The sequence below is a fragment of the Flavicella sp. genome (genome assembly GCF_029238425.1).
Lineage (GTDB): Bacteria > Bacteroidota > Bacteroidia > Flavobacteriales > Flavobacteriaceae > Flavicella.
This window is the reverse complement of the sequence record NZ_JAQWGB010000113.1, coordinates 1-22,972: the sequence shown is the minus strand read 5'-3', so window position 1 is coordinate 22,972 and position 22,972 is coordinate 1. Positions and strand designations below refer to the sequence as shown.

At 34.6% G+C, this 22,972-nt stretch carries 18 protein-coding genes and 1 tRNA gene; 5 read left to right on the top strand and 14 right to left on the bottom strand.

What is annotated here, in order from left to right:
• Positions 1 to 43 precede the first annotated feature (43 nt).
• Positions 44 to 994 carry a phosphatase PAP2 family protein gene (locus tag P8H68_RS08500; RefSeq protein ID WP_300323493.1) on the top strand — a complete coding sequence of 317 codons (951 nt, stop codon included), beginning with the start codon at positions 44 to 46 and terminating at the stop codon, positions 992 to 994.
• Here the strand turns inward: P8H68_RS08500 and ligA are convergent.
• The 13 genes from ligA to P8H68_RS08435 form a co-directional block, all read right to left on the bottom strand.
• Positions 991 to 2,991 carry an NAD-dependent DNA ligase LigA gene (gene ligA, locus P8H68_RS08495; RefSeq protein ID WP_300323491.1) on the bottom strand — a complete coding sequence of 667 codons (2,001 nt, stop codon included), beginning with the start codon at positions 2,989 to 2,991 and terminating at the stop codon, positions 991 to 993. The genes P8H68_RS08500 and ligA overlap by 4 nt on opposite strands.
• 112 nt (positions 2,992 to 3,103) lie before the next feature.
• Complete coding sequence (locus P8H68_RS08490) at positions 3,104 to 4,708, bottom strand: efflux transporter outer membrane subunit (RefSeq protein ID WP_300323489.1); 1,605 nt, start codon at positions 4,706 to 4,708, stop codon at positions 3,104 to 3,106.
• Positions 4,698 to 7,913: an efflux RND transporter permease subunit gene (locus tag P8H68_RS08485; protein WP_300323486.1), complete on the bottom strand. Its 3,216-nt coding sequence runs from the start codon at positions 7,911 to 7,913 to the stop codon at positions 4,698 to 4,700. Before P8H68_RS08485 ends, P8H68_RS08490 begins: the two co-directional genes overlap by 11 nt.
• 4 nt (positions 7,914 to 7,917) lie before the next feature.
• The gene (locus P8H68_RS08480; protein WP_300323483.1) at positions 7,918 to 9,060 is read right to left on the bottom strand and encodes an efflux RND transporter periplasmic adaptor subunit; all 1,143 of its coding nucleotides are present in this window, start codon (positions 9,058 to 9,060) and stop codon (positions 7,918 to 7,920) included.
• A 140-nt stretch (positions 9,061 to 9,200) separates the two neighbouring features.
• Positions 9,201 to 10,589, bottom strand: a complete 1,389-nt coding sequence (locus P8H68_RS08475; protein WP_300323480.1) for a trypsin-like peptidase domain-containing protein — start codon at positions 10,587 to 10,589, stop codon at positions 9,201 to 9,203.
• A gap of 103 nt (positions 10,590 to 10,692) precedes the next feature.
• Positions 10,693 to 12,216: a hypothetical protein gene (locus P8H68_RS08470; protein ID WP_300323477.1), complete on the bottom strand. Its 1,524-nt coding sequence runs from the start codon at positions 12,214 to 12,216 to the stop codon at positions 10,693 to 10,695.
• Positions 12,217 to 12,231: 15 nt separating this feature from the next.
• Positions 12,232 to 13,659 carry a Na+/H+ antiporter NhaC family protein gene (locus P8H68_RS08465; protein ID WP_300323474.1) on the bottom strand — a complete coding sequence of 476 codons (1,428 nt, stop codon included), beginning with the start codon at positions 13,657 to 13,659 and terminating at the stop codon, positions 12,232 to 12,234.
• A 37-nt stretch (positions 13,660 to 13,696) separates the two neighbouring features.
• Positions 13,697 to 14,149, bottom strand: coding sequence for a D-aminoacyl-tRNA deacylase (dtd, locus tag P8H68_RS08460; RefSeq protein ID WP_300323471.1), 453 nt, complete (start codon positions 14,147 to 14,149; stop codon positions 13,697 to 13,699).
• 1 nt (position 14,150) lies between these two features.
• Positions 14,151 to 15,098: a ribosome small subunit-dependent GTPase A gene (gene rsgA, locus P8H68_RS08455; RefSeq protein ID WP_300323468.1), complete on the bottom strand. Its 948-nt coding sequence runs from the start codon at positions 15,096 to 15,098 to the stop codon at positions 14,151 to 14,153.
• 125 nt (positions 15,099 to 15,223) lie between these two features.
• Complete coding sequence (locus tag P8H68_RS08450; protein WP_300323465.1) at positions 15,224 to 16,306, bottom strand: bifunctional 3-deoxy-7-phosphoheptulonate synthase/chorismate mutase type II; 1,083 nt, start codon at positions 16,304 to 16,306, stop codon at positions 15,224 to 15,226.
• Between the two features lie 67 nt (positions 16,307 to 16,373).
• Positions 16,374 to 17,228, bottom strand: a complete 855-nt coding sequence (locus P8H68_RS08445) for a prephenate dehydrogenase (RefSeq protein WP_300323462.1) — start codon at positions 17,226 to 17,228, stop codon at positions 16,374 to 16,376.
• Between the two features lie 27 nt (positions 17,229 to 17,255).
• A complete protein-coding gene (locus tag P8H68_RS08440; RefSeq protein ID WP_300323459.1) occupies positions 17,256 to 18,401 on the bottom strand; it encodes an aminotransferase class I/II-fold pyridoxal phosphate-dependent enzyme in 1,146 nt (381 codons plus the stop codon).
• Between the two features lie 3 nt (positions 18,402 to 18,404).
• Positions 18,405 to 19,217 carry a prephenate dehydratase gene (locus P8H68_RS08435; RefSeq protein ID WP_300323457.1) on the bottom strand — a complete coding sequence of 271 codons (813 nt, stop codon included), beginning with the start codon at positions 19,215 to 19,217 and terminating at the stop codon, positions 18,405 to 18,407.
• Positions 19,218 to 19,482: 265 nt separating this feature from the next.
• On the opposite strand from P8H68_RS08435, the gene P8H68_RS08430 reads away from it, so the two are divergent.
• The gene (locus P8H68_RS08430; RefSeq protein WP_300323454.1) at positions 19,483 to 19,929 is read left to right on the top strand and encodes a GNAT family N-acetyltransferase; all 447 of its coding nucleotides are present in this window, start codon (positions 19,483 to 19,485) and stop codon (positions 19,927 to 19,929) included.
• Between the two features lie 50 nt (positions 19,930 to 19,979).
• Positions 19,980 to 20,052: transfer RNA gene (locus tag P8H68_RS08425), tRNA-Gly, on the top strand.
• Positions 20,053 to 20,102: 50 nt separating this feature from the next.
• On the opposite strand, the gene P8H68_RS08420 is transcribed toward P8H68_RS08425, so the two are convergent.
• Positions 20,103 to 20,744 (bottom strand): rhomboid family intramembrane serine protease, encoded by a 642-nt coding sequence (locus tag P8H68_RS08420; RefSeq protein ID WP_300323451.1) that lies wholly within the window; start codon positions 20,742 to 20,744, stop codon positions 20,103 to 20,105.
• 192 nt (positions 20,745 to 20,936) lie between these two features.
• On the opposite strand from P8H68_RS08420, the gene P8H68_RS08415 reads away from it, so the two are divergent.
• A complete protein-coding gene (locus P8H68_RS08415) occupies positions 20,937 to 21,818 on the top strand; it encodes a lysophospholipid acyltransferase family protein (RefSeq protein ID WP_300323448.1) in 882 nt (293 codons plus the stop codon).
• A gap of 10 nt (positions 21,819 to 21,828) precedes the next feature.
• Positions 21,829 to 22,972, top strand: a 1,144-nt coding sequence (locus P8H68_RS08410) for a glycosyltransferase family 39 protein (RefSeq protein ID WP_300323445.1), incomplete at its 3' end; no start/stop codon positions are given.

The following is a 22,972-nucleotide window of genomic DNA, read 5'->3' as shown; positions in this document are numbered from 1 at the left end:
TTTTGAATTAATTTTTCTTGTACTTTTGCCAAAAACCTATGCAATGAAAAAGTTTTCAATCATTCTATGCTTATTTATTTCTTTTCTTAATTATGGACAAATTGATAGTTTAAACTACAAGAAAGAACGAAAAGAGAATAGATTTAAGGTCGCTGGAAGAGTTATAAAAAACTCGGTCATCACAATACCCGGAGATTTCGGCGAAATGGGACATAGTATATCCAAAGATTGGAAAACCTCAGTGTTTTATGCCGTTGGTATCCTAGGGTTAATTGCAACTGATCATTATACAACAACTTTTTTACATGAAACCATAGAGCCTGCTATCGATTATACTTTGCCTGACATTACCATTGGAAAAAACAATAACTTTCCCTGGCTCTCTGGAGAAGATGCTTATATCGCATATCCATTAATTGGACTGTATGCTGGTTCTTTTATTGTAAACAATGAAAAAGGCCAGAGAGCGGCGGCAAACGCCATTAAATCCATGGCTTATTCATTTGTGATCACTCATCTTGCTTTAAAAGCCATCATGGGAAGAAACAGGCCTCATAGAAGTTTAGCCGACAATGAACCTGTTGAGTATCCATTTACAAGAGACAATTGGGATTTTTTTAATGCGAAAGGAGTTCATGGAGGTGTGACGGCTTTAGGAACGGCAATGCCCTCTTTACATGCAACAGCCTATTACGCTGTGGCGAAAGTAATACAGATGGAATATGATAATTACTGGATTCCTTATGGATTTGTTACATTAGTTTTTATGGCAAATATGAAAGATCATAACCATTGGGTTTCGGATATGCTTGTAGGTGGTCTTATTGGTACCGTTATTGGAAGAAGCGTTGTTTTGAGTAGCAGGAAACAAATCGAAAAAGACAAAAACAAATTGGCCTTAAAAAAAAGCTCTAATAAATTGGAATTTAGAAAACAATTGATTCCACAAATCTCGAGCTCTTTCCTTGGCTTGCAGTTCGTCGCAAGTTTTTAATTTAGTAAACCTATAAATTCATCCTCAGAAATAATTGATATCCCTAAATTAGTAGCTTTTTCTAATTTAGAAGGTCCCATTTTATCGCCGGCTATCACAAAAGTTGTCTTTTTAGATATTGAACTAGAAACCTTACCTCCATTATCTTCTATTGCTTTTTTTAATTCATTTCTGGTCATTTGATAAAACACTCCTGAAACTACAAATATTTTTCCTTCTAAGAGATTTGATTGATTTTCTAAAACCTCAGCAGACAACTCCAATTGTACACCTGCTGCTTTTAATCTTTCAACTAAAATAAGGTTCTGTTCATCACTAGCAAAAGCGACAATACTTTCTGCAATTTTATCACCTATTTCATCCACAGAAACCAATACTTCAAAGGAAGCCGCTAGTAAGGAATCGATATTTTTAAAATGCTTCGCTAATTTTTTTGCCACAGTTTCACCCACAAATCTAATTCCTAAAGCAAACAATACTTTCTCAAACGGTATTTCCTTTGATTTATGAATTCCAGTTACAATATTCTGAGCAGATTTTTCAGCCATTCTATCCAAAGGAAGTATTTGCTCTATTGTCAAATCATATAAATCTGCATAATTAGCAACCAGCTCTGATTTTCTTAATAGGTCAACTGTTTCTCCTCCCAAACCGTCAATATCCATAGCTTTTCTGCTGATAAAGTGTTGAATTCTACCCGTGACTTGAGGCGGACAAGTAAATTCATTTGGACAATAATGCTTTGCATCTCCTTCTTTTCTGACCAATAAGCTATCGCATTCTGGACAATTGGTAGCATACAATGTTGAAATTGAGGATTCAGGTCGCTTGGCTAAATCAACCCCTACAATTTTTGGGATTATTTCTCCTCCCTTTTCTACAAACACAAAATCACCAACTCTAATATCTAACTTTTGAATTTGATCTGCATTGTGCAAAGAAGCCCTACGTACAGTAGTTCCACCTAGCTGTACTGGTTCTAAATTTGCTACGGGAGTAATGGCTCCTGTTCTACCAACTTGATAGGTGATTTCATTCAAAACAGTACTTTGCTGTTCTGTTTTAAATTTATAAGCAATCGCCCAACGGGGTGCTTTTGCGGTATACCCGAGCTCTTCTTGTTGTCTTAGTGAATTGACCTTTATCACAACACCATCCGTCTCATAAGGCAAATCATGTCTTTTTTCATCCCAGTCCTCAACAAAATCAAATACCTCCTTAATAGAAGAAGCTACGGTCATCGTTTCAGGAACTTTAAAACCCGATTTTCTAGCTGCACCCAAAATTTCGGAATGAGATTCAAAATTAGACCTATCTACCACAACTTGATACAACAGACAGTCTAAAGGTCTTTTTGCAACCTCTGCATTATCTTGTAATTTCAAACTTCCACTAGCAGTATTTCTTGGATTTGCATACACATCTTCCCCTTCTGCTTCACGCTCTTCATTCATTTTATTAAAACCATCCAAAGGCAGTATGATTTCTCCACGTATCTCAAAAGACTCCAAAAATGGATCCGTCAATTTTAATGGCAAGGAACGTATGGTTTTCACATTGGTTGTAACATCGTCACCCTGAAATCCATCCCCTCTCGTAACAGCTTTTACCAAACTACCATTCTCATAACTGATATTAATAGAGGCTCCATCGTACTTCAATTCACAGGTATATTCAATGGGTCCCTCTACAATCTTTTTGATTCTTTTTTCCCAATCTTCTAGGTCTTCTAACGAGTAGGAATTATCCAATGAATACATCCGATTTTTATGAACTATGGTTTCAAAGTTTTTTGTAACCCCTCCACCCACTCTCTGCGTAGGCGAATCTTTATCAAAAAATTCTGGATGCTTAATTTCTAAAGCCTCTAGCTTTTTCAAAAGCATATCAAAATCATAATCAGAAATGGTCGAAATATCTTTCACATAATAATTATGATTATGTTTTCTAATCTCTTCACGTAGTTCTTCTATTTGATTTTCAACTGACTGATTCATTTATATACTTATATGTGATTTCATACAAATCTAACAAATGATAAGACATTTTCAATTTGAATCTTAAATTTTATCAAAAAAAAAGAACATCAAAATTGATGTTCTTTTTTTATTATTTCTTTTTGGAGTTTTTTTCTTCCTTTTCCCTTTGTTTATACTCTTCTTTTTCCTTTTTCCTTTGCTCCTTTCGTTGCTCCTCTTCCTCTTTTGTAAGCTTGTAATCTACTATTTGTCCCATATAAAACAACGTGTCTCTATTTATGGAATCTAATTCGATGTCTCGTTCTTCAGCAATAATTTCAGCATATTTCTCCATTTCAGCTTCAGAAACCCATCCACCACCAAGTGATTTATATAAATTCACATAGGCTGTTAATAATTGTTGGAAATTATCTGAATAAGACAATTCTGCATCAAATTCTTGTCTTTGATTTTCAGTAACCTCTAAGTAACTTGTTACACCTTGATAATATCTCTGACTTGATAAATCACTTGCATTATTTGCCGCATCCAAACGTAATTGTCTTGCTTCTAATTCTTCTTTCAATGTTTCTATTTCTACCAAAGAGTTACTGACTTCTTTCATAGAATTTAGCACAGTATTTTCATAAGACAACAAAGACTGTTTCGCAACTTCTCTTGCAATATCTACTCTCTTTTTGTTTTTTCCGAAATTAAAAATAGGTCCAGTGATACCTGCTGAAGCTCCCCATCCTAATCCATTATCCAATACCGTTGACAACTCATTACTCCCCAATCCTAACAACCCTGTTAAACTAAAGGAAGGATATCTCATTGCTTGTGCAACACCAACTTTAGCATTTGAAACTCTAAAATTTTGTTCGGCTTGCAAAACATCTGGACGTCTTAACAAAACTTCTGATGGTATCCCAACTGGAATAGAATCTGGCAATTCATAATCATAATAGGTGATGTTCGTTTTAACTTCGTCGGGCATTTTACCAACTAATACACTAAGATTATTTTCTGTTATAGCAATCAATCTTTTGTAATACGGAACAGCAGTTTGGGCAATTGCTTTTTGAATTTCAGCCTGATTCACATCAATAATATGCGTATATCCAAAATCAAATCTATTCTGAATTATAGTCAAAGTACTATCTCTACTCACTAATGTTTTGTTTGAAATTTCTAATTGCGTACGGTATCCAATTAATTTAAAATAGTTGGTCGCAATTTCACTGATCAATGCAATTTCAATGGCTCTTTTTGCATACAATGTGCTCATCAACTCCGCCTTCGCAGATTCTGTGGAGCGCTTATATTTACCCCAAAAATCAATCTCCCAACTAGCATTTACTGTGGCATTGTAACTATTAAATCCTTTATTATCAGGAAAAATATTTGCAAAAGCCAAATTTCTACCAGCACTTGCATTGTAACTAAACTGTGGCAATCTATCAGCATTTGTGAATTTTACATTTGCTCTAGCCTGTTCTATTCTACTTGCTGCAATCAACAAGTTTTTATTATTCACCAATGCCTGGCGCACTAAAGTATCAATAACACTATCCTGAAAAATCTCCCACCACTTCAAGTTAACAACACTATCAGTCAAGGTACTATCTTTCGATTTAAATCTAAATTCTGATGTTGTTTGATCTTTAGGCTTGTGATAATTAGGTCCTACTGCACATGAATAGATTAGCAAACCTATTACAAACAAACTTATATATGTAGACAAATTAATTTTCATCGCTAGCTCCTTTAGAAGTTTCTAATTCATTCAATTGTTGCTGTTCTCTTTTTTTCTCATATCCTGCTAGTTTACCAATTAAAATAAACAACATAGGATACATGAAAACACCTAAAAAGGTTGCCAAAGTCATTCCTCCAAGCAAAGCCATTCCCATTACCCTTCTTGCTTCTGAACCAGTTCCGGAAGCTACTACCAAAGGAAACACCCCTAAAATAAATGAAAAGGCTGTCATTAAAATAGGTCTAAACCTAGATCGTGCTGCATCAATTGCTGCATCAAACAAACTTTTACCTTTCTGAAATTCATCATTTGCAAATTCTACAATTAGAATGGCATTCTTTGCTGCCATACCAATCAACATCACAAAAGAAACTTGAGCAAAAATATTGTTTTCGAAAGACGGACTGAATAACCTCGAGACCCATAGAGCAAAAAGGGCTCCAAAAATTGCAAATGGTGTTCCTAACAGAATACTAAACGGCAACGACCAACTTTCATACTGAGCGGCTAAAATCAAGAATACAAATACCAATGAAAAGGTTAAGATTGTACCTAAAGACCCTGAAGCCTTATTCTCTTGATACGACATTGCATTCCAAGAAGTGGTCATATCTGATGGTAAGGTCTCAGCGGCAACTTCCTTCAAAGCATTCATAGCCTCAGTAGATGTATATCCCGGAGCAGGACCACCCGTAACTTCAACAGATCTAAATAAATTAAATCGTGTTGTATAATCTGGACCTGAAATAGGAGTAATTGTTGCTACCGTTGATAACGGAACCATATTCCCATCCTTGTTTTTTATAAAAAAGTTTTCAATTTGTGACTCGTCAACGCGATACTCATTCTCTGCCTGAATATATGTTTTATACAATCTACCAAACCTCGTAAAATCATTTACATAGGCACCTCCCATGAATGCACCAACAGTGGTGTATAATTCATTTAAAGATATCCCGAGTTTCAGTGCTTTCTCCTTATCAATATCCATATATCGTTGAGGCACGGTTGCCTGGAAAGTGGTAAATGCTCTTCCTATCTCAGGCCTTGCATTCGCTGCCATGATAAATTTATTAGTATTTTCTGAAAGATATTCAGGAGTATTCCCCCCTTTATCTTGCACCATGATACTAAACCCAGACCCGTTACCAAGTCCTGGAATTGCCGGAGGTCCAAAAGCAAATGCCTGTGCTCCCTTTATTTTTTGTGCCAATTCAACATTAAGCCTATCAATGACTTCTTTTACGGTGGCTTCACGTTCCGACCAATCTCTTAGCGTTACGAACATAAATCCATTATTTGAGGCCATGGAACCAGAAAGCATACTGTATCCAGTTGCGTTTGTTACATATTCCACCTCAGGGTAATTTAATAATATGGCTTCTACATCACTTGCTACTTTATCCGAACGCTGTAAAGAAGCGGCATTTGGCAATTGAAGATTCACATAAAAATATCCCATATCCTCTTCAGGAATAAACCCACCAGGAACCATTTTCCCAAAGATCCCAGCTCCAATGGTTAGAATTACAATAAATATTGCACCTCTTTTGATTTTACCAGAAATAATATTGGTATAACTCATGTAAGCATCTGTACTTTTCCCCATCCATTTGTTGAATGCATCAAAAAACTTTCCTAAAAGTCCACCGTATGGTTTTGGCTCTTTCAATAATAAGCTACACAAAGCTGGACTTAATGTCAATGCATTGACAGAAGATACAATTACAGACACTACAATGGTAATCGCAAACTGCTGATATAATAACCCTGTGATTCCCGCCATTCCTGCTACTGGAATAAATACAGCCACCAATACTAAAGTAGTTGCAATCACAGGTGCCGTAACTTTTCGCATGGCATCTAAGGTCGCTTCTTTTGAATTCATACCAGAAGCGATATTAACCTGAACAGCTTCTACCACAACAATGGCATCATCCACCACAATACCAATAGCTAGGACCAATCCTAATAAAGACAATACATTAATAGTAAATCCTAAAGCTGGAAAAAACATAAAAGCCCCCACCAATGAAACCGGAATTGCCAGGGTAGGTATCAATGTTGCTCTCCAATCCTGGATAAAAATAAATACTACTAAAATCACCAAAATTAAAGCTATAATAAGGGTAACAATAATATCTTTTATACCCGCAGTAATTGGCAACGTTGAATCCAATGAAACATCATATCGCATTCCTGCTGGAAAGTCCTTAGATAATTCACTCATTTGCTTTACAGCATTTTCAGCCAACTCTACGGCGTTTGAACCTGGAGCTTGATATAATGCAACAATTGCAGATTCTTTTGGAATAGAATCTCTCCCTTCAGCATTCACGCCCAAACGAGGAATCATATTATATGTTTCTACTCCTAAATCAACTCTTGCTACATCTCCAATCTTTACATTAGACCCATCTGATTTTGTCCGAATAACGATTTCTTCAAAAGCTTCTGGAGAATTAAATCTTTCAGGTAATCTAACCGTATAGGTAAACTCTGTTCCTGCCGGAGCCGGCTCTGCACCAAATTTACCACCAGGTACAATTAAATTTTGTTGGTTAATGGCATCGATCATTTCAGAAACCGTAATTCCTAATCTTGACAATCGGTCTGGTTTGATCCAGATTCTCATGGAGTAATTAGCTGCTCCCATGACATCTACACGTCCAATTCCCTTTAATCTTGCCAACTGATCTTTAATGTTAATCAAAGCATAGTTCCCCAAGAAATCCTGGTCGTTATGAGCCTTGTTTTCAGATGTCAATGAAATAAGCATCAAAATATTCGGTAACGATTTTTTTGTCGTAACTCCGTATTTCGTCACAGCCGCAGGTAATTTTGCTGTTGCGGCAGAAACTCTATTTTGAGCCAATACTGTATTCATATCAGGATCTGTTCCTACATCAAATGAAACCTGTATTACCATAGTACCATCATTGGCATTGGTAGATTTCATATAGATCATATTATCAACTCCATTCATCTCCTGCTCAAGAGGTGTCGCTACTGATTCTTCAACATTTGTGGCATTTGCACCTGTATAAGTAGCCCTAACTTCTACTATTGGTGGTGTTAAATTTGGATACTGTTCGATAGGCAAGCCTATCACCGAAACAGCACCAACAATTACGATAATTATTGCTATAACAATAGCAACAATTGGACGGTGTACGAAAAAATTCCCTTTGCTATCAGACATATTTTTATTTTACTGTTCTACTTTCGAATTCAACTAAATCAGGAACAATTTCCATCCCAGCTCTAACTTTTTGAATTCCGTCTAATATTATTTTTTCTCCAGGTTTTAATCCTGATTTTATCAATCTAAAATCATCCACAGCCAAACCAATCTCCACTGCTCTATTTTCTACTTTATTTTCCTCGTTTACCACAAATAATGAGTAATCTCCTTGTAGTTCTTTTAAGCATTTCTGAGGAACTAACAATGCATTTTCTGCATTTCTAATATTAATCTTGGCTCTACCAAACTGACCTGGTCTAATGATTCTGTCTGGATTAGGAAAAGATGCCTGAAGTAAAATAGCTCCAGTTGTTGGATCTACATTTCTATCAATAAAATCGATATGTCCTTTGTGCTTATAAGTACTTCTATCCGACAAGATCAATTGTACATTCTCTTTGGAGTCCTCCTCTTTAAACTTTTCTTCTTTCGCTGCTTTGTATTCTCTAGCCATTAACAAATAATCATTTTCAGAAAGAAAGAACTGCACTCTTACTGAATCCACTCTTGAAACCGTATTTAGTATAACTGGATTCGGATTTTTACCCACAAATTCACCTTCTCTAGCCAAAGTTTTACCTATCAATCCATTTAATGGAGAGTAGATTTTCGTATACCCTAAATTAATTTTCGCTAATTCCAAACTTGCCTTTGCTGCTCTTACTTCTGATCTCGCTGCATCTCTTTGAGCTCGCGCCATATCCAATTCACGCTTACTCACAGCATCTATTTCTGCTAGTGGCTCTACTCTTTCTAAATCACTTTCTTTTTGAATTAGATTGGTCTTAGACTGTGCCAGTCTACTTTCCTCGGTAGCTACGTCTTGTTTGAAAGGATCAGGATCAATGCTGTATAGTAATTGTCCTTTTTTTACGCTACTCCCTTCTTTAAAATGAATATCATCCAAAAAACCTTCAACCCTAGCTCTAATTGGAATATCACTTTTTCCGTAAACCTGCCCCACAAACTCTCTATAAATAGGAACCGTTCTAGGTGTAATTTCAATAACTTTTAATTTCTGAGGTGGAAGTTTTACTTGTTTTTCTTCTTTGCATGAAGAAATGGTAAGCACACTCAATAGGAGAGCATATAGAGTAAATTTCATATTTGTTAGATTATAGTCAATTTTAAAAAGTAAAAGTAAAAAAAATAGCGCAGCTTTCCTCCCTTTTGAATCACTATAAAAAAACAAATAAAAAGCCGATACTTTTTAGTATCGGCTTCTATTATTATTTTTTAACGCTATTATCTAAAAATATAATTCTCTTTAACTCCTTTAGAATTTAAAATTCCTAATTTCAAATAACCATCTTCCGATTTTTCTTTTAATAGCGTATCAACCTGAGCCACGTTCGTCACCTTTTCATTATTTATTTCAAGCAGTACATCACCTTCAACAACCCCCAGTCCTTTTAATTCTGAATTTCTAATATTCACAATTTTCACACCGGAATCTACTTTTCTTTTCTTTAATTCTGACTTTGACAACTCTTCTACTGAAAAGCCTAATAAATTCACATGAAGGGTTTTGTTCTCTGTTAACGTAACCATTTTAGTCAAGGTTGTCTCTCCTCTAAGAACTGTCACCTGAATTTTATCTCCCGGTCTTTTTGCATTTAATTGCCCCTTTAAATCTGAAAATTTTCTAATTTTTACATTTTCTATTTTGACAATAATATCTTCTTCCTGTAAGCCTGCCTTTTGAGCACCACCACCTTCGGTAACCGCAGTGATTCGCACACCTTCTAAATCATCTTTCCTAGGATCATATTGAATTCCTATGAGTGCCTTCTGAACATTTCCAAATTCCATGATATCCTCAATCACTTTTTTAGCGATGTTTGAAGGTACAGCAAAAGAATATCCTACAAAAGAACCTGTTTGTGATGAAATAGCGGTATTTATTCCAATCAATTCTCCTCTTGTATTCACCAAAGCACCTCCACTATTACCAGGGTTTACTGCAGCATCCGTTTGAATAAACGATTCTGTATTTGAATTTCCTTCAAGATCTCTACCTTTCGCACTGATAATACCTGCGGTTACGGTTGATGTTAAATTATAAGGATTTCCAACTGCCAATACCCATTCGCCGACTTGAATTGCATCTGAATTGGCAAAAGTCAAGGATTCAAAATCATTCCCTTCTATCTTTAACAAAGCAATATCACTCGCAGGATCAGTACCTATTAACTCTGCAGTATACGTCTTTCTATTATTCAAGGTAACCTCAATAGAATTGGCATTATCAATTACATGATTATTGGTTACAATATAACCATCCTTTGAAATCAAAACACCACTACCTGTTCCAACAGACTCTCTTTCCGTTGGATAACCATTTCCTCTCCCATAGAAAAAGTCTGAAAAAGGATCATGATAAGTACTCGTTGATGTATTTTTGACATGGACTACAGCATTTAAACTTTTAGATGCGGCATCCACAAAATCTGTTTTTTCGCCTGCTATATTCGGTATACTAGGATAACTCGTTGGAATCGGAATAAAATTATTCTCCATCTCGGATGCTTGTTGTCTTCCGTAATTCTGGCTCTTAACCAAATAAGAAAATCCTGCTAAAGAAATTGCTCCTCCTAAAAAAGCAACAAACACTAAACTTACTATTTTTTTCATTTTTGATTTTTTGTATTCACACCAAAGATAAAAAACACATGAATAAATTTAGTTCTTTTTAACGCCCGTTAACTTTTTTAACTAGCTTTTAACAACAATAAACTTACTTTTTAAGCAACTGACTTACATGAAACTTCAGCCCAATATCTAAACTAATCGGATTAAAATTCCCCTCAAATGGTTGCGTTTGACCTACTTGAACTACAAAATCCCAGCGATCACTTAATTCCCTTTCAAGACCAACAGCATACTCAAACAACAACCCCTCGCCTAAATCTATTGCTCCTCCTCCAGCAGCTCCAACCATCAATTTAAAAGAAACTTTTGTTTTATTAAAAATAGGTTGATAATAAGTAGCCCCAATAAGCCCTTCTGCATAGGCGCCATAATCTCCTTGATAAGCCCATACCGTTCCTGCATTTAGACTAAATCTTTCTCCCAAATATTTTTGAACTTCAAAGCCTAAAGAGTTAAAGCTCGACAAATATGGAACTCCATTTTTATTTAAAGCCTCAGGAGGAAAATAGGTTCTATTATAAATTGAGAGAGCTAAATCATTCACATAATAATCACTCGATTTCACATTGAATTTATCCTTATTCTGGGAACCTGCTTTCGGTTTCAACCTACCAAAAGTCTTCCCAACACCAATTTCAACATGGTTCGTATCAAAAGGCCCCCAAGGAGAAAAGGTTTTCCCTGCCATCATTTTCAAATCATAACCTTGCCCGAGTAAAAGTGTTAGCCCTACTTCCGCTTGAACCGTAGCTCCTCCTCCAGATTGTATTCCGCCACCTCCGGTTGGTCCAATTAGCACACGAGATTCAATATTTAATCTATTTTCTAAAACAGGTAATTTAGCACCCGCACCCAAAAAGATTGACATATAACCATCTGTACCACCTGCTAAAGCTCCATTTAATTTTAAAAGTCCATAAAAGTAATTATTGATATCTGCCTCAAGCTGCATTCCTAATAATCCTACTTGAGTAACTTCAGGCTTGTCAGGAACGGAGCCATCTTTTAGGTTAAAATAAGAGGTCCCTACCATAGCTACTCTCAATTTACCTTCGGTTAAGTCCTCTGATTTCACAAACCTATATTGAGCATCTTTTACTTTAAAATAATTATTACCATTCAAGGTAAGGCCAACATTTATTTGATTTCCTGAAATTCCTCCTGAGGGAAAATCTATCCGAGAAACCCCTAATCGAACTCCTACATTACCAAATCGTTGCTCTAAATTTAGGTGTGGGCGAACAATCAAACCACCACCATCATCAGCACCGCCGCCGCCGCCGCCTCCAAGAAAACCACCGACATCTAAAAACAAACCACTTTTTGTTAACTGAGGACTCCACCCAGCAGACATTCCTAAAGTGATTAATCCTGGACGTATACCTGTAACAGCAGAATAGGAACTCACCCCTACATAAATTGTATTCGCGTTTTTAACCAAGTGAAACAGGTCAAAACCAATTCCTACAAAACCTAAATCAGCTTCTGTAGACATAGAAACAGTTTCCCAACTCAACCTTACTCTATTGGGAAATTTTTCGACAGAATACTCCTGAGAGAAACTAAAAAAACTAAAAAAAAGAAATACTAAGGTAACTTGAATTTTCATTAAAAAAATAATTTATTATTTACTTATGTGTCTAATTTTTAAATTTAGAGCAGCAAAAATAAGTGTTGTAATTGGACTTAAGTAATTAAATATTGCGAAGATAAAATATTCTGAAACTGATACTCCTAAAACCGAAGATTGATAAGCTCCACAGGTATTCCAAGGAATTAATACCGAAGTCACTGTTCCCGAATCTTCTAAAGTCCTGCTCAGATTTTCTGGGGCAAGATTTTTTTCCTCAAAAGCCTTTTTAAACATTTTACCCGGAATTACAATAGCCAAATACTGGTCTGAAGCAATAATGTTTAACCCCAAACAACTTGCTACCGTGGCGAAAAATAAATCTAAAGTCGTTTTTGTACGTTTTAATAAATATTCAGTTATAACTCCTAAAGCCCCTATGCCGTCCATGACTCCTCCAAAAACCATTGCACTAACGATTAACAAAATAGTCCATATCATACCTTCCATTCCTCCAGACGCAAACAATTCATTCAGCGCATCATGACTTGTTACTATTTCCACTTCGGTTAAAACGGCCTGAGAAATACTGTCAATATAAGAACCTGAAATTTGCAAAACAACATTTGATTGAAAATACACAGCAAATATCGCAGCCAAGACAACCCCAGATAATAAAGCCAATAGAGGCTTTACTTTTAAGAGAATCAATCCAATCACTGTAACCGGAACAGCAAACAACCATGGTGTTATATAAAAAGTTTGTTCAATCACACTAAACATTTCAGACAAATCTGTATCACCTGTTGTCGTAAGATTCAAACTTATTATTGTAAATACTAGTAAAGTAACCAACAAAGTAGGAACCGTAGTTAAAGACATATATTTGATATGGGTAAACAGATCAGTACCAGCCATTGCCGGAGCTAAATTTGTTGTATCACTCAAAGGAGACATTTTATCACCAAAATAGGCTCCTGAGATAACTGCACCGGCCACCATTCCCGGTGGAATGCCAAGGGCAGTGCCAACTCCCACTAGTGCAATACCAACTGTAGCTGAAGTCGTCCATGAACTACCTGTTGCTATAGATATAATAGCAGAAATAATTACAGCTGCAGGCAAGAAAATCTCTGCACTTAGCACTCGTAATCCATAATACACCATCGCTGGAATAACGCCACTTATCAACCATGTTCCCGCTAAGGCACCTACCAAAAACAATATCAAAACAGGAACTAGAACACTTTTTAGATTGTTATATATCTCTTTTATCATTAAAGAGATCGCTATTTTTTTATTCACACCAATAATTATTGCTGCAAACGCCGCCAATAATAAGATATATTGATTCGAATAATCTCCGAATAAAACTCCCTCAGAAAAAAATATATTATAGGCTAACAAACATACTAGTAAGACAACTGGAATTAAAGATTCTCCAATTTTTAAGACATTACTTACTGCTTTGTTTTCCGACATAAAATAAGATTGAATAACACTTCGAATATAAGAGTTTTTATTTTTTATCCTTTGAGTCCATTACAATAGTTACGGGTCCTTCATTTACTAATGAAACTTTCATATCCGCTCCAAAAACTCCCGTAAAAACAGACTTCCCTAAATCAGTCTCCAATTGAGATACAAATTTCTCATACATTGGAATGGCTACATCAGGTTTTGATGCCTTTATATAGGAAGGTCTGTGCCCTTTCTTTGTGCTTGCTTGTAACGTAAACTGACTTACAACCAAAATATCTCCCAACACGTCTTTAACAGAAAGATTCATGGTATGATTTTCATCGACAAAAACACGCATGTTGGTAATCTTATTTGACAACCAATTAATATCCAAATCGGAATCTGAATCTTCTATCCCTACGAGAATTAAAAGTCCATGATTAATTTCAGAAAATATTTTATTTTCTATGCTGACAGAAGCTTCTTTTACTACTTGAAGAACGACTTTCATTTTACTTTTTTTGACTGTAAATATCTTGTCTGAAATGCTCCTCTTCTCCTCTCATAATTTGTACATAACTAAAATATCTAGAGGGAGCAATTCTATCCTTTTCCAATCCCATTTTCACTGCACATTTAGGCTCATCAATATGTTTGCAATTATGAAACTTACACTCCTGTTTTAACTCAAAAAACTCAGGAAAATAACCAGAAATCTCATCTTCTTCAAAATCAACAATTCCAAATCCTTTTATCCCAGGTGTATCTATAATATATCCACCAAAACTCAATGGATGCATTTCAGCAAATGTTGTAGTATGCTGACCTTGTTTATGTTGCTCAGAAATCTCTAACGTTTTTAAATTCAATGCAGGCTCTATGGTATTCACAAGTGTTGATTTCCCAACTCCAGAATGCCCGGAAAACAAAGTAACTTTATCAATCATTAATTCCTTTACGTCATCCACATGAATCCCCTCTTTTGCTGAAATCTCAATACATTCATAACCAATATTTTCATAAATATCAATCAACTCGTCTTTTAAATCATGCGCTTCTTCATCATACGTATCTATCTTATTAAATAATAAAGTAACAGGAATATGATACGCCTCAGCAGACACTAAAAACCGATCAATAAAACTAGTTGTAGTTGGTGGATTGTCTATAGTAATTACCAGAAAAGCACGATCTATATTTGAAGCAATTATATGAGTTCTTTTAGATAAATTAACCGACTTTCTAACGATATAGTTTGTACGTTCATGGATATGTTTGATTACACCCGTTTCTTTCTGAGGTTCTAATTCAAAACCCACAATATCACCAACAGAAACAGGATTAGTACTTTTAATCCCGTCTATACGAAATTTACCACGAATCCTACATTTATGTATTTCTCCGTTTTCTGTACGAACTGAATACCAACTCCCTGTAGATTTAACAACTACTCCATTCATAAACTATATTCTATTGCAAACTATTAACAACAAATAACTTTTAAAAACAAAAATACCACAAAGACCTCAATAAATTGAGAAACTTGTGGTATTCTTATATTGTTTGAGAAATAATCTTCAAGAAATTACTTTCCTGATACGATTGCTTCTTGATGATTGATTGATTCTTGGTGAATTGCTTTAAAAACAGATTCAACAAAAGCATCACTTAATCCTCTTACAGCAGCTTCTTTCTTAACTGTTTCTAAAATAGTTGCCCATCTGTCATCTTGTAAGATAGAAATGTTTTCACCTTTCTTTACCTCTCCGATTTGCTCAACAACTTTCATTCTTTCAGCTAAAGTATCTAAAATATGATTGTCAATTACATCAATTTCAGCTCTTAGACCTGTCAATTGATCCAAAGCTTCTCCTTCTGCTTTTGGCTCTCTTACTTTTAAATCGTTCATGATTTCAACCAAACGATCTGGAGTAATTTGCTGTGCAGCATCAGACCAAGCGTTATCTGGATCAACATGAGTTTCAATCATCAATCCTTCAAAGTTTAAATCTAAAGCAATTTGAGAAATTCCTTCGATACCAGTTCTGTTTCCACAAATATGAGATGGATCATTGATGATTGGTAAATCTGGGAATTGTTGCTTCAAAGCAATTGGCAATTGCCATTGTGGTACATTTCTATAGCTAGTTTTCTTGTAAGAAGAGAACCCTCTATGAATTACACCTAATTTTTTGATATTAGCAGTATACAAACGCTCAACACCACCTAACCATAAAGCTAAATCTGGGTTGATTGGGTTTTTCACCAAAACAATTTTATCTGTTCCGTTTAAAGCATCAGCAATTTCTTGAACTGCAAATGGGTTTACTGTAGTTCTAGCACCTAACCAAAGGATATCAACATCAGCTTCTAAAGCTAATTTTACGTGTGCTAAATTAGCAACCTCAACAGCAATTTTCATTCCTGTTTCTTTTCTTACTCTTTGCAACCAAGGTAAAGCAACTGCTCCAACTCCTTCAAACCCTCCCGGTCTTGTTCTTGGTTTCCAAACACCTGCTCTAAAAACAGTAGCATCTGTGTTTTTCAATTCGTGAGCAATTTTTAATACTTGCTCTTCTGTTTCTGCACTACAAGGTCCAGCAATTACCAAAGGATGGTCTAATTGCATGTCATCTAACCAAGTTCTGAATTCTTTCGTATTTTCCATTTTAATCTAGTTTCTAAAGTTGTTTTAAAATTCAGCTAACTCAATAGCTTCCTTTTAATTTATTTTATTATTTTTTTATTCCGTTTAGTATTTCTTTTATGTAGTTCGTTTCCGACATCGAATTCTTCAATGCTTCCGTATCCTCGTTTTCTATCAATTCTTTAAACTCTTGCAGGTTTTTTATAAAACCATCTAAAGAGGTTAAAATATTTTTTTTGTTTCCAACAAAAATTGGCGACCACATTTTTGGAGAACTTTTTGCTAAACGGACAGTAGATTCAAAACCACTCCCCGCCATATCAAAAATGTTTTTTTCATCTTTTTCGATTTCCAAAACAGTTTTCCCCAACATAAAAGAACTTATGTGAGATAAATGAGAGACGTAAGCAATATGCTTATCATGTTCTTTACTATCCATAAAGATTGTTCTCATGTTTAATCCATCAAAAATCTCCATCGTTTTTTGGATAGATTGCTCACTGCTCAACTCCTTGTCACAAATGATATTTACCTTTCCATCGAACAAATTATAGATTGCTGCTTCAGGTCCAGAGAATTCAGTTCCGGCAATTGGATGAACGGCCACAAAATTAACTCTTTTTGAATGCTTTACAACTTTTTTACAAATGTTTTCTTTAGTTGAACCAACATCAAAAACCAAGGCATCACTTTTTACCACATCTAACACCTCTAAAGCCAGTTGTGGCGCATGATTCACTGGAATTGCAATCACCACAACATCCACTGTTTTTACCACAGAAAATTCAGCAATTTCATCAATAATACCAAGTTCCAATGCTTTTTTTGCATTTTCTGCACTTGCATCGACTCCAAAAACAGTCCATTCGAAGCGTTTTTTTAGTTCTAAAGCAACAGATCCTCCAATAAGACCCAACCCAATAACTGCAACTTTTTTACTCATTTTACTATTTTTCAACATTTCTTATTCTTAAGAAACTCTTTCTAAAACTTTTTCTAGTTTCTCCTCAGAAACACATAAAGATAATCGAATATACCCTTCTCCATTTGAACCGAATACCGTTCCAGGAGTTAAAAACACATCCTTCTCATACAACATTTTATCAGTCATCTGTACAGAAGTAATTCCTTCAGGCAACTTTGCCCAAACAAACATTCCTCCATTTTCAGAATTATATTGACAATTCAAAGCATCCAATATTCTCCATGTCAAAGCTCTTCGTTTTTCATAGATAACGTTGATTTCTTCAAACCAATCTTTAGATAATTCTAATGCCTTTATTGCTCCCTTTTGAATCCCATAAAACATTCCAGAATCCATATTACTTTTCACTTTCAATACTTCAGACAAGTACACCTCTGCTCCAGAAACCATTCCAACGCGCCAACCGGCCATATTAAAAGACTTACTCAAGGAGTTCAGCTCAAGTGCGACCTCTTTCGCTCCTTCATACTGAAAAATACTTTTAGGATTATCATTTAAAATAAAACTATAAGGATTGTCATTTACCAACAGAATATCATGCTTTTTTGCAAAGGCAATCAATCTAGCAAACAATTCATCTGAAGCTTTTGTCCCAGTAGGCATATGTGGATAGTTAACCCACATAATTTTCACCTTTGACAAATCATTCTTTTCAATTTCCTCATAGTTTGGCAACCATCCATTATCCGCAACCAAGTTATATTCCAAAGCCTCTGCTCCTACCAATTTCGCAACAGAACTATACGTTGGGTATCCCGGGTTTGGTATCAAAACTTGATCTCCTTCATTTAAAAATGCCATTGAGATATGCATAATCCCTTCTTTTGAACCTAACAACGGTAAAATTTCATTCGCCGGATTTAAGGTTACATTAAAAAAGTTTTCATAAAAACCGGACATGGCAGCTCGTAACTCAGGAATTCCTTGGTAACTTTTATACCCATGAGCCATCACATCTCCCAAAGAAGACGTTAAAGCTTCTAAGACCTCAGTCGGTGGATTCAAATCTGGACTTCCAATCCCTAAACTAATGATTGGTTTCCCCTTTGAGATCAATTGACCTACCTCTCTTAATTTTTTTGAGAAATAGTATTCCTTAACATCGTTTAATCTATTTGCTTTTGAAATCATTCCTTAATTCTTTTTATATTCTCCTAACACTTTACAACTAGATACTTTTGATGTAATATCAGAAAGGGCATTTTTATATTCTATATAATCTGTAAATACTAAATCTGCGAAAAACGCATATTCCCATGGCTTATCAATTATTGGCAACGACTGAATTTTTGACAAATTCACTTTATGTTTTGCCAACTCCATCAACACCTCTCCTAACGAACCACTCTCATCCTTTAAGACAAATTTTATGGAAGCTTTGGTAGGAAATTCAATTAAATCTTTTCCCTTTTTCTCAACAATAACAAAACGAGTGTGATTGTCTTTTACTGTTTGAATTTCAGAAGCAAGGATTTCTAAATCATATATCTCAGCCGCTAAAGAACTTGCAATTGCTGCAACTCCTTTCAATTTTTTATCTCGAATCCTTTTTGCTACATCAGCAGTATCTTTATCCTCAATCAAATGAATGTGCGGATATTTTCTAAAAAACTTTCGACATTGCAACAAAGCCATTGGATGTGAATACACTTCTTTTATCTCAGAAATATCTTGTCCATGTAGCGCCATTAAATTGTGATGAATAGGTAAATAATACTCCCCTACCACAGTAACATCTGCCTCATCAATTAAAGCATAATTCGATAAAATAGCACCAGCAATAGAATTCTCAATAGCCATAACAGCAATATCTACTGCATCTGACAACACTTTATCAGGCATTTCTGCAAACGTCATACACTCATCCATTTCATTATTTATTCCAAAATAATTTTCTGCAACAATATGATGGTAAGATCCTTTTATTCCCTGTATGGCTACTTTCATTTTTCTCAATATCTATATAAACAAAAAAAGTCCCGATTTCTCGAGACTTTCTAAATTGTATTATTTATTTTTTATTTTTACAACACACAGAAAGTCTCGCTTCTTTTAAAAAAATAAAAGAAGAAATAGAAACTATTAAATGCAAATGTGTTTTTCATTTTCTTGATATGAGCAGCAAATTTAATTAATTATTTTTTACCACCAAATAATTTCTCTGATAAATTAATAATTTTTAAGGAGATATATTATAAACCTATTTAACGCAATGGATACACCCTTTATTAAAATAATACCTAAAGTAGATATTCTGAGTATTATACCCTTGCTATCCTTACTCAATACGAAAACTCCAACTTCTATTTTAAAAGAAAGTGTTTTGGATATGACTACACAAAACTATGAATGTATTGGTATTTATTTAGATAAAGAATTAATAGGTATATGTGGATTATGGACCTTGACAAGACATTATATTGGTAAAACTGTAGAACCAGACCATGTTATTATCCACCCTAATTTTAGAGGTAAAAACATTGGAAAACAATTATTTGACTGGATTTACAACTATGCCAAGCAAAAAGGCTACGAAGCAACAGAGCTAAATGCTTATACAGGGAACCGAAAATCACATAAATTTTATTTAAACGAAGGCTATGAAATTTATGGATACCACTTTATCAAAGTGTTACGAGATAATAACGAATTTTATTGATTTTTTTCTTGGTAGATCTAAAAAAGAAAGTATCTTTGCCCCGCAATACCGCGAAAGTAGCTCAGTTGGTAGAGCGTCAGCCTTCCAAGCTGAATGTCGCCGGTTCGAACCCGGTCTTTCGCTCAAAAAAAGCCTTATCAAATGATAAGGCTTTTTTTATTTTCTAATATATTTTAATTTGTGATTCTTTTCTCAACAACAAAAAGTAAGACTATCGGTATTGCTAACAAACCTATCATTACTGGATTTTCAAAAATCAATTGAGGATACAAAAGAAGTGTCAACCCGAAACCTCCAATCGCACCACCAAGATGCGCGCTATGCCCAACATTACCCAATTGTTTTTTCATTGCATAAATAGAATACAACAAATACCCAATACCAAAGATGTAACCGGGTATAGGAATTGGAATAGGAAACATAATCAAACTCATATTCGGATACAACATCACCGCACTATAAACAATACCTGAGACAGCACCAGAAGCTCCTACAGCACTATAATAAGGTTCGTTTTTATGATACGCCAAGGAGAATAAATTCCCGAGAAACATACTTCCCACATACACTATTAAAAAATTAAGAACCCCTAAAGAATCTACAACAGCATCTGAGAATATATACAACGCATACATGTTAAATCCAAGGTGCATATAATCTATATGCAAAAAGCCGGAAGTAAAAAGGCGTAATTTCTGTCCTGCTAAAATAGGACCTACTTGGAATTTATATCTATCTAAAAACAACCTATCTTGAATTCCTTTATACGAAAACAAAACATTGATAATAATAATACTGAGTACAAAATTGTTCATAATAATAAAACGCCCGGCTAAAGATAAAAACTAATTCTCAATTAAAAAAAAATATTTTTCTATACCATTTGATTCAAAAACCGAACCATTTATTAAAATACCTGTATTTTTTTTAATTCTAAAATTTTGCTTTAAAACGTCAAACATCAATAAATTGGATTACTTATATTTGTATCCTTAAATTCATTTCATATGCAGCGTTTACAATTTTTAATTGTCTACCCAATAATTTGGTTTTTCTCAAAGCTACCATTCTTTTTACTACACAGAATATCTGATTTTGCATATTTTATGTTATACTATGTTTTCAGTTACAGAAAAGAGGTTGTTCTTGACAATCTTAAACTTGCATTTCCATCAAAAAGTGAAAAAGAACTTCTAAAAACGAGAAGACATTTCTTTCGCCACTTCACGGATATTTTTGTTGAAATGATAAAATCTTTTACCATTTCAGAAAAAGATTTGAACAAGAGATACAAATACACAAACCCAGAAATTTTTAGAGAACTGGAGGCTTTAAATAAAAGTATTATTATCATGGGGGCTCATTATGCCAATTGGGAATGGATTGTAAACCTAGCAAGCTTCACCTCAATAAATTGCGTGGGTGTTTATTCCAAAATAAAAAACCCCCATTTTAACAATCTTGTTAAAGAAAACAGAAGTCGCTTTGGAGGAAGTTTTATCCAAACGAATCATACCTTAAAAAAAGTAATACAAAACAAACAAAATGACAAACTATCTCTGTATGGCCTCTTAAGCGATCAATCACCTGCCGTACAAAAAACACACTATTGGTCAAAATTTCTAAATGTAACCGTACCAATTCATACGGGAGCAGAAATGCTAGCTAAAAAACATGACTTTACTGTTATTTATATGAAGGTTGACAGAGTTAAAAGAAGTCATTATGAAGTAAGCTTTGAAATTTTAGCCAAACACCCAAGAGAGTACAAAGATTTTGAAATTACCGACATGTTTTTAGAGAGAGCTGAAAAGCAAATAAACGAAAAGCCTCAATACTATTTTTGGACTCACAAAAGATTTAAACACAAGAACCAAGCACCTGCATAAGAACTTGACTATGAAAAAGAATTTATTAACCATTGTACTTGTTGGGGTAGCTATCATCAACATGATTCAGGCTTACAGTACAGAACTTCTACAAGACGAAGCTTATTATTGGATGTACAGCAAATTTTTAGACTGGGGTTATTTTGATCACCCTCCTATGGTTGCTTTATACATTTTTATAAGTGATATTTTTTTTTCAGTTGAACTCGGCGTCAGATTTATGTCATCTATTTTTTATAGTACGATTGTCTACTTACTTTGGAAATTAATAGACATCCCTAACAAAAAAGATCATTTGAAGTTGTTTCTTATGATAGTTTTATCAACTTTTCTTTTTAATGTTTACGGTTTTATCACAGTACCTGATACGCCTTTGTTATTTTTCATGGTGTTATTTTTGATTTCGTACAAAAGAATAATAACCTCAAACGATTGGCAAGCCTATGCTTTATTTTCCGTTTCCATAGCAGGATTACTGTATAGCAAATACACCGGACTTTTAATTGTAGTCTTTACTCTTTTATCAAATCTAAGACTCTTAACAAAAAAAGAATTTTGGCTAAGTATTCTGGGAGCGATCGTATTATTTTCACCACACTTATTATGGCAGATCAACAACGACTACCCATCTATTCGGTATCATCTATTTGAAAGGTCTAGCTCTAGAACCTATAGAATAGATTATACAACTAAGCATTTATTAAATCAAATTGCAATCTTAGGTTTTACGTTTCCTATCATGTATTTTGCTTTTTTCAAAAATCTTAAGAATAAGGATTTATTTCAGAAATCCTTAAATTATATCGTCATTGGATTTATCTCCTTCTTCTTTGTAATGTCTTTCAAAGGACCTACTCAAGCACAATGGACCATTCCAATTACCTTTCCGTTGATCTTAATTACCTTCCTCTATTTAACGAAAAACCATAAGAGTAGAAAAATATTCAATAAGCTCGCGATAGTGAATCTTGTTATAATTTGTTTGGCTCGAATTATTATGGCTAATGACGGTATTATACCGATCCAATTAGAAATGCATGGCAACAAACAATGGGTACAAGATATTTATAAAGAAACAAAAGGTCAGCCGAAATTATTTGTAAATTCTTATCAGAACGCTTCACTCTACTCCTTTTACACAAATGATCTTACAG

Coding starts and splice junctions, on each gene's coding strand:
- P8H68_RS08440 (WP_300323459.1), bottom strand. CDS start 18,401: ATGATTTCAAAAGCAAATAGATTAAACGATGTTAAGGAATACTATTTC.
- rsgA (WP_300323468.1), bottom strand. CDS start 15,098: ATGAATGGAGTAGTTGTTAAATCTACAGGGAGTTGGTATTCAGTTCGT.
- P8H68_RS08430 (WP_300323454.1), top strand. CDS start 19,483: ATGGATACACCCTTTATTAAAATAATACCTAAAGTAGATATTCTGAGT.
- P8H68_RS08450 (WP_300323465.1), bottom strand. CDS start 16,306: ATGGAAAATACGAAAGAATTCAGAACTTGGTTAGATGACATGCAATTA.
- P8H68_RS08470 (WP_300323477.1), bottom strand. CDS start 12,216: ATGAAAATTCAAGTTACCTTAGTATTTCTTTTTTTTAGTTTTTTTAGT.
- P8H68_RS08480 (WP_300323483.1), bottom strand. CDS start 9,060: ATGAAATTTACTCTATATGCTCTCCTATTGAGTGTGCTTACCATTTCT.
- P8H68_RS08465 (WP_300323474.1), bottom strand. CDS start 13,659: ATGTCGGAAAACAAAGCAGTAAGTAATGTCTTAAAAATTGGAGAATCT.
- P8H68_RS08475 (WP_300323480.1), bottom strand. CDS start 10,589: ATGAAAAAAATAGTAAGTTTAGTGTTTGTTGCTTTTTTAGGAGGAGCA.
- P8H68_RS08445 (WP_300323462.1), bottom strand. CDS start 17,228: ATGAGTAAAAAAGTTGCAGTTATTGGGTTGGGTCTTATTGGAGGATCT.
- P8H68_RS08500 (WP_300323493.1), top strand. CDS start 44: ATGAAAAAGTTTTCAATCATTCTATGCTTATTTATTTCTTTTCTTAAT.
- dtd (WP_300323471.1), bottom strand. CDS start 14,149: ATGAAAGTCGTTCTTCAAGTAGTAAAAGAAGCTTCTGTCAGCATAGAA.
- P8H68_RS08490 (WP_300323489.1), bottom strand. CDS start 4,708: ATGAAAATTAATTTGTCTACATATATAAGTTTGTTTGTAATAGGTTTG.
- P8H68_RS08435 (WP_300323457.1), bottom strand. CDS start 19,217: ATGAAAGTAGCCATACAGGGAATAAAAGGATCTTACCATCATATTGTT.
- P8H68_RS08415 (WP_300323448.1), top strand. CDS start 20,937: ATGCAGCGTTTACAATTTTTAATTGTCTACCCAATAATTTGGTTTTTC.
- P8H68_RS08485 (WP_300323486.1), bottom strand. CDS start 7,913: ATGTCTGATAGCAAAGGGAATTTTTTCGTACACCGTCCAATTGTTGCT.
- P8H68_RS08420 (WP_300323451.1), bottom strand. CDS start 20,744: ATGAACAATTTTGTACTCAGTATTATTATTATCAATGTTTTGTTTTCG.
- ligA (WP_300323491.1), bottom strand. CDS start 2,991: ATGAATCAGTCAGTTGAAAATCAAATAGAAGAACTACGTGAAGAGATT.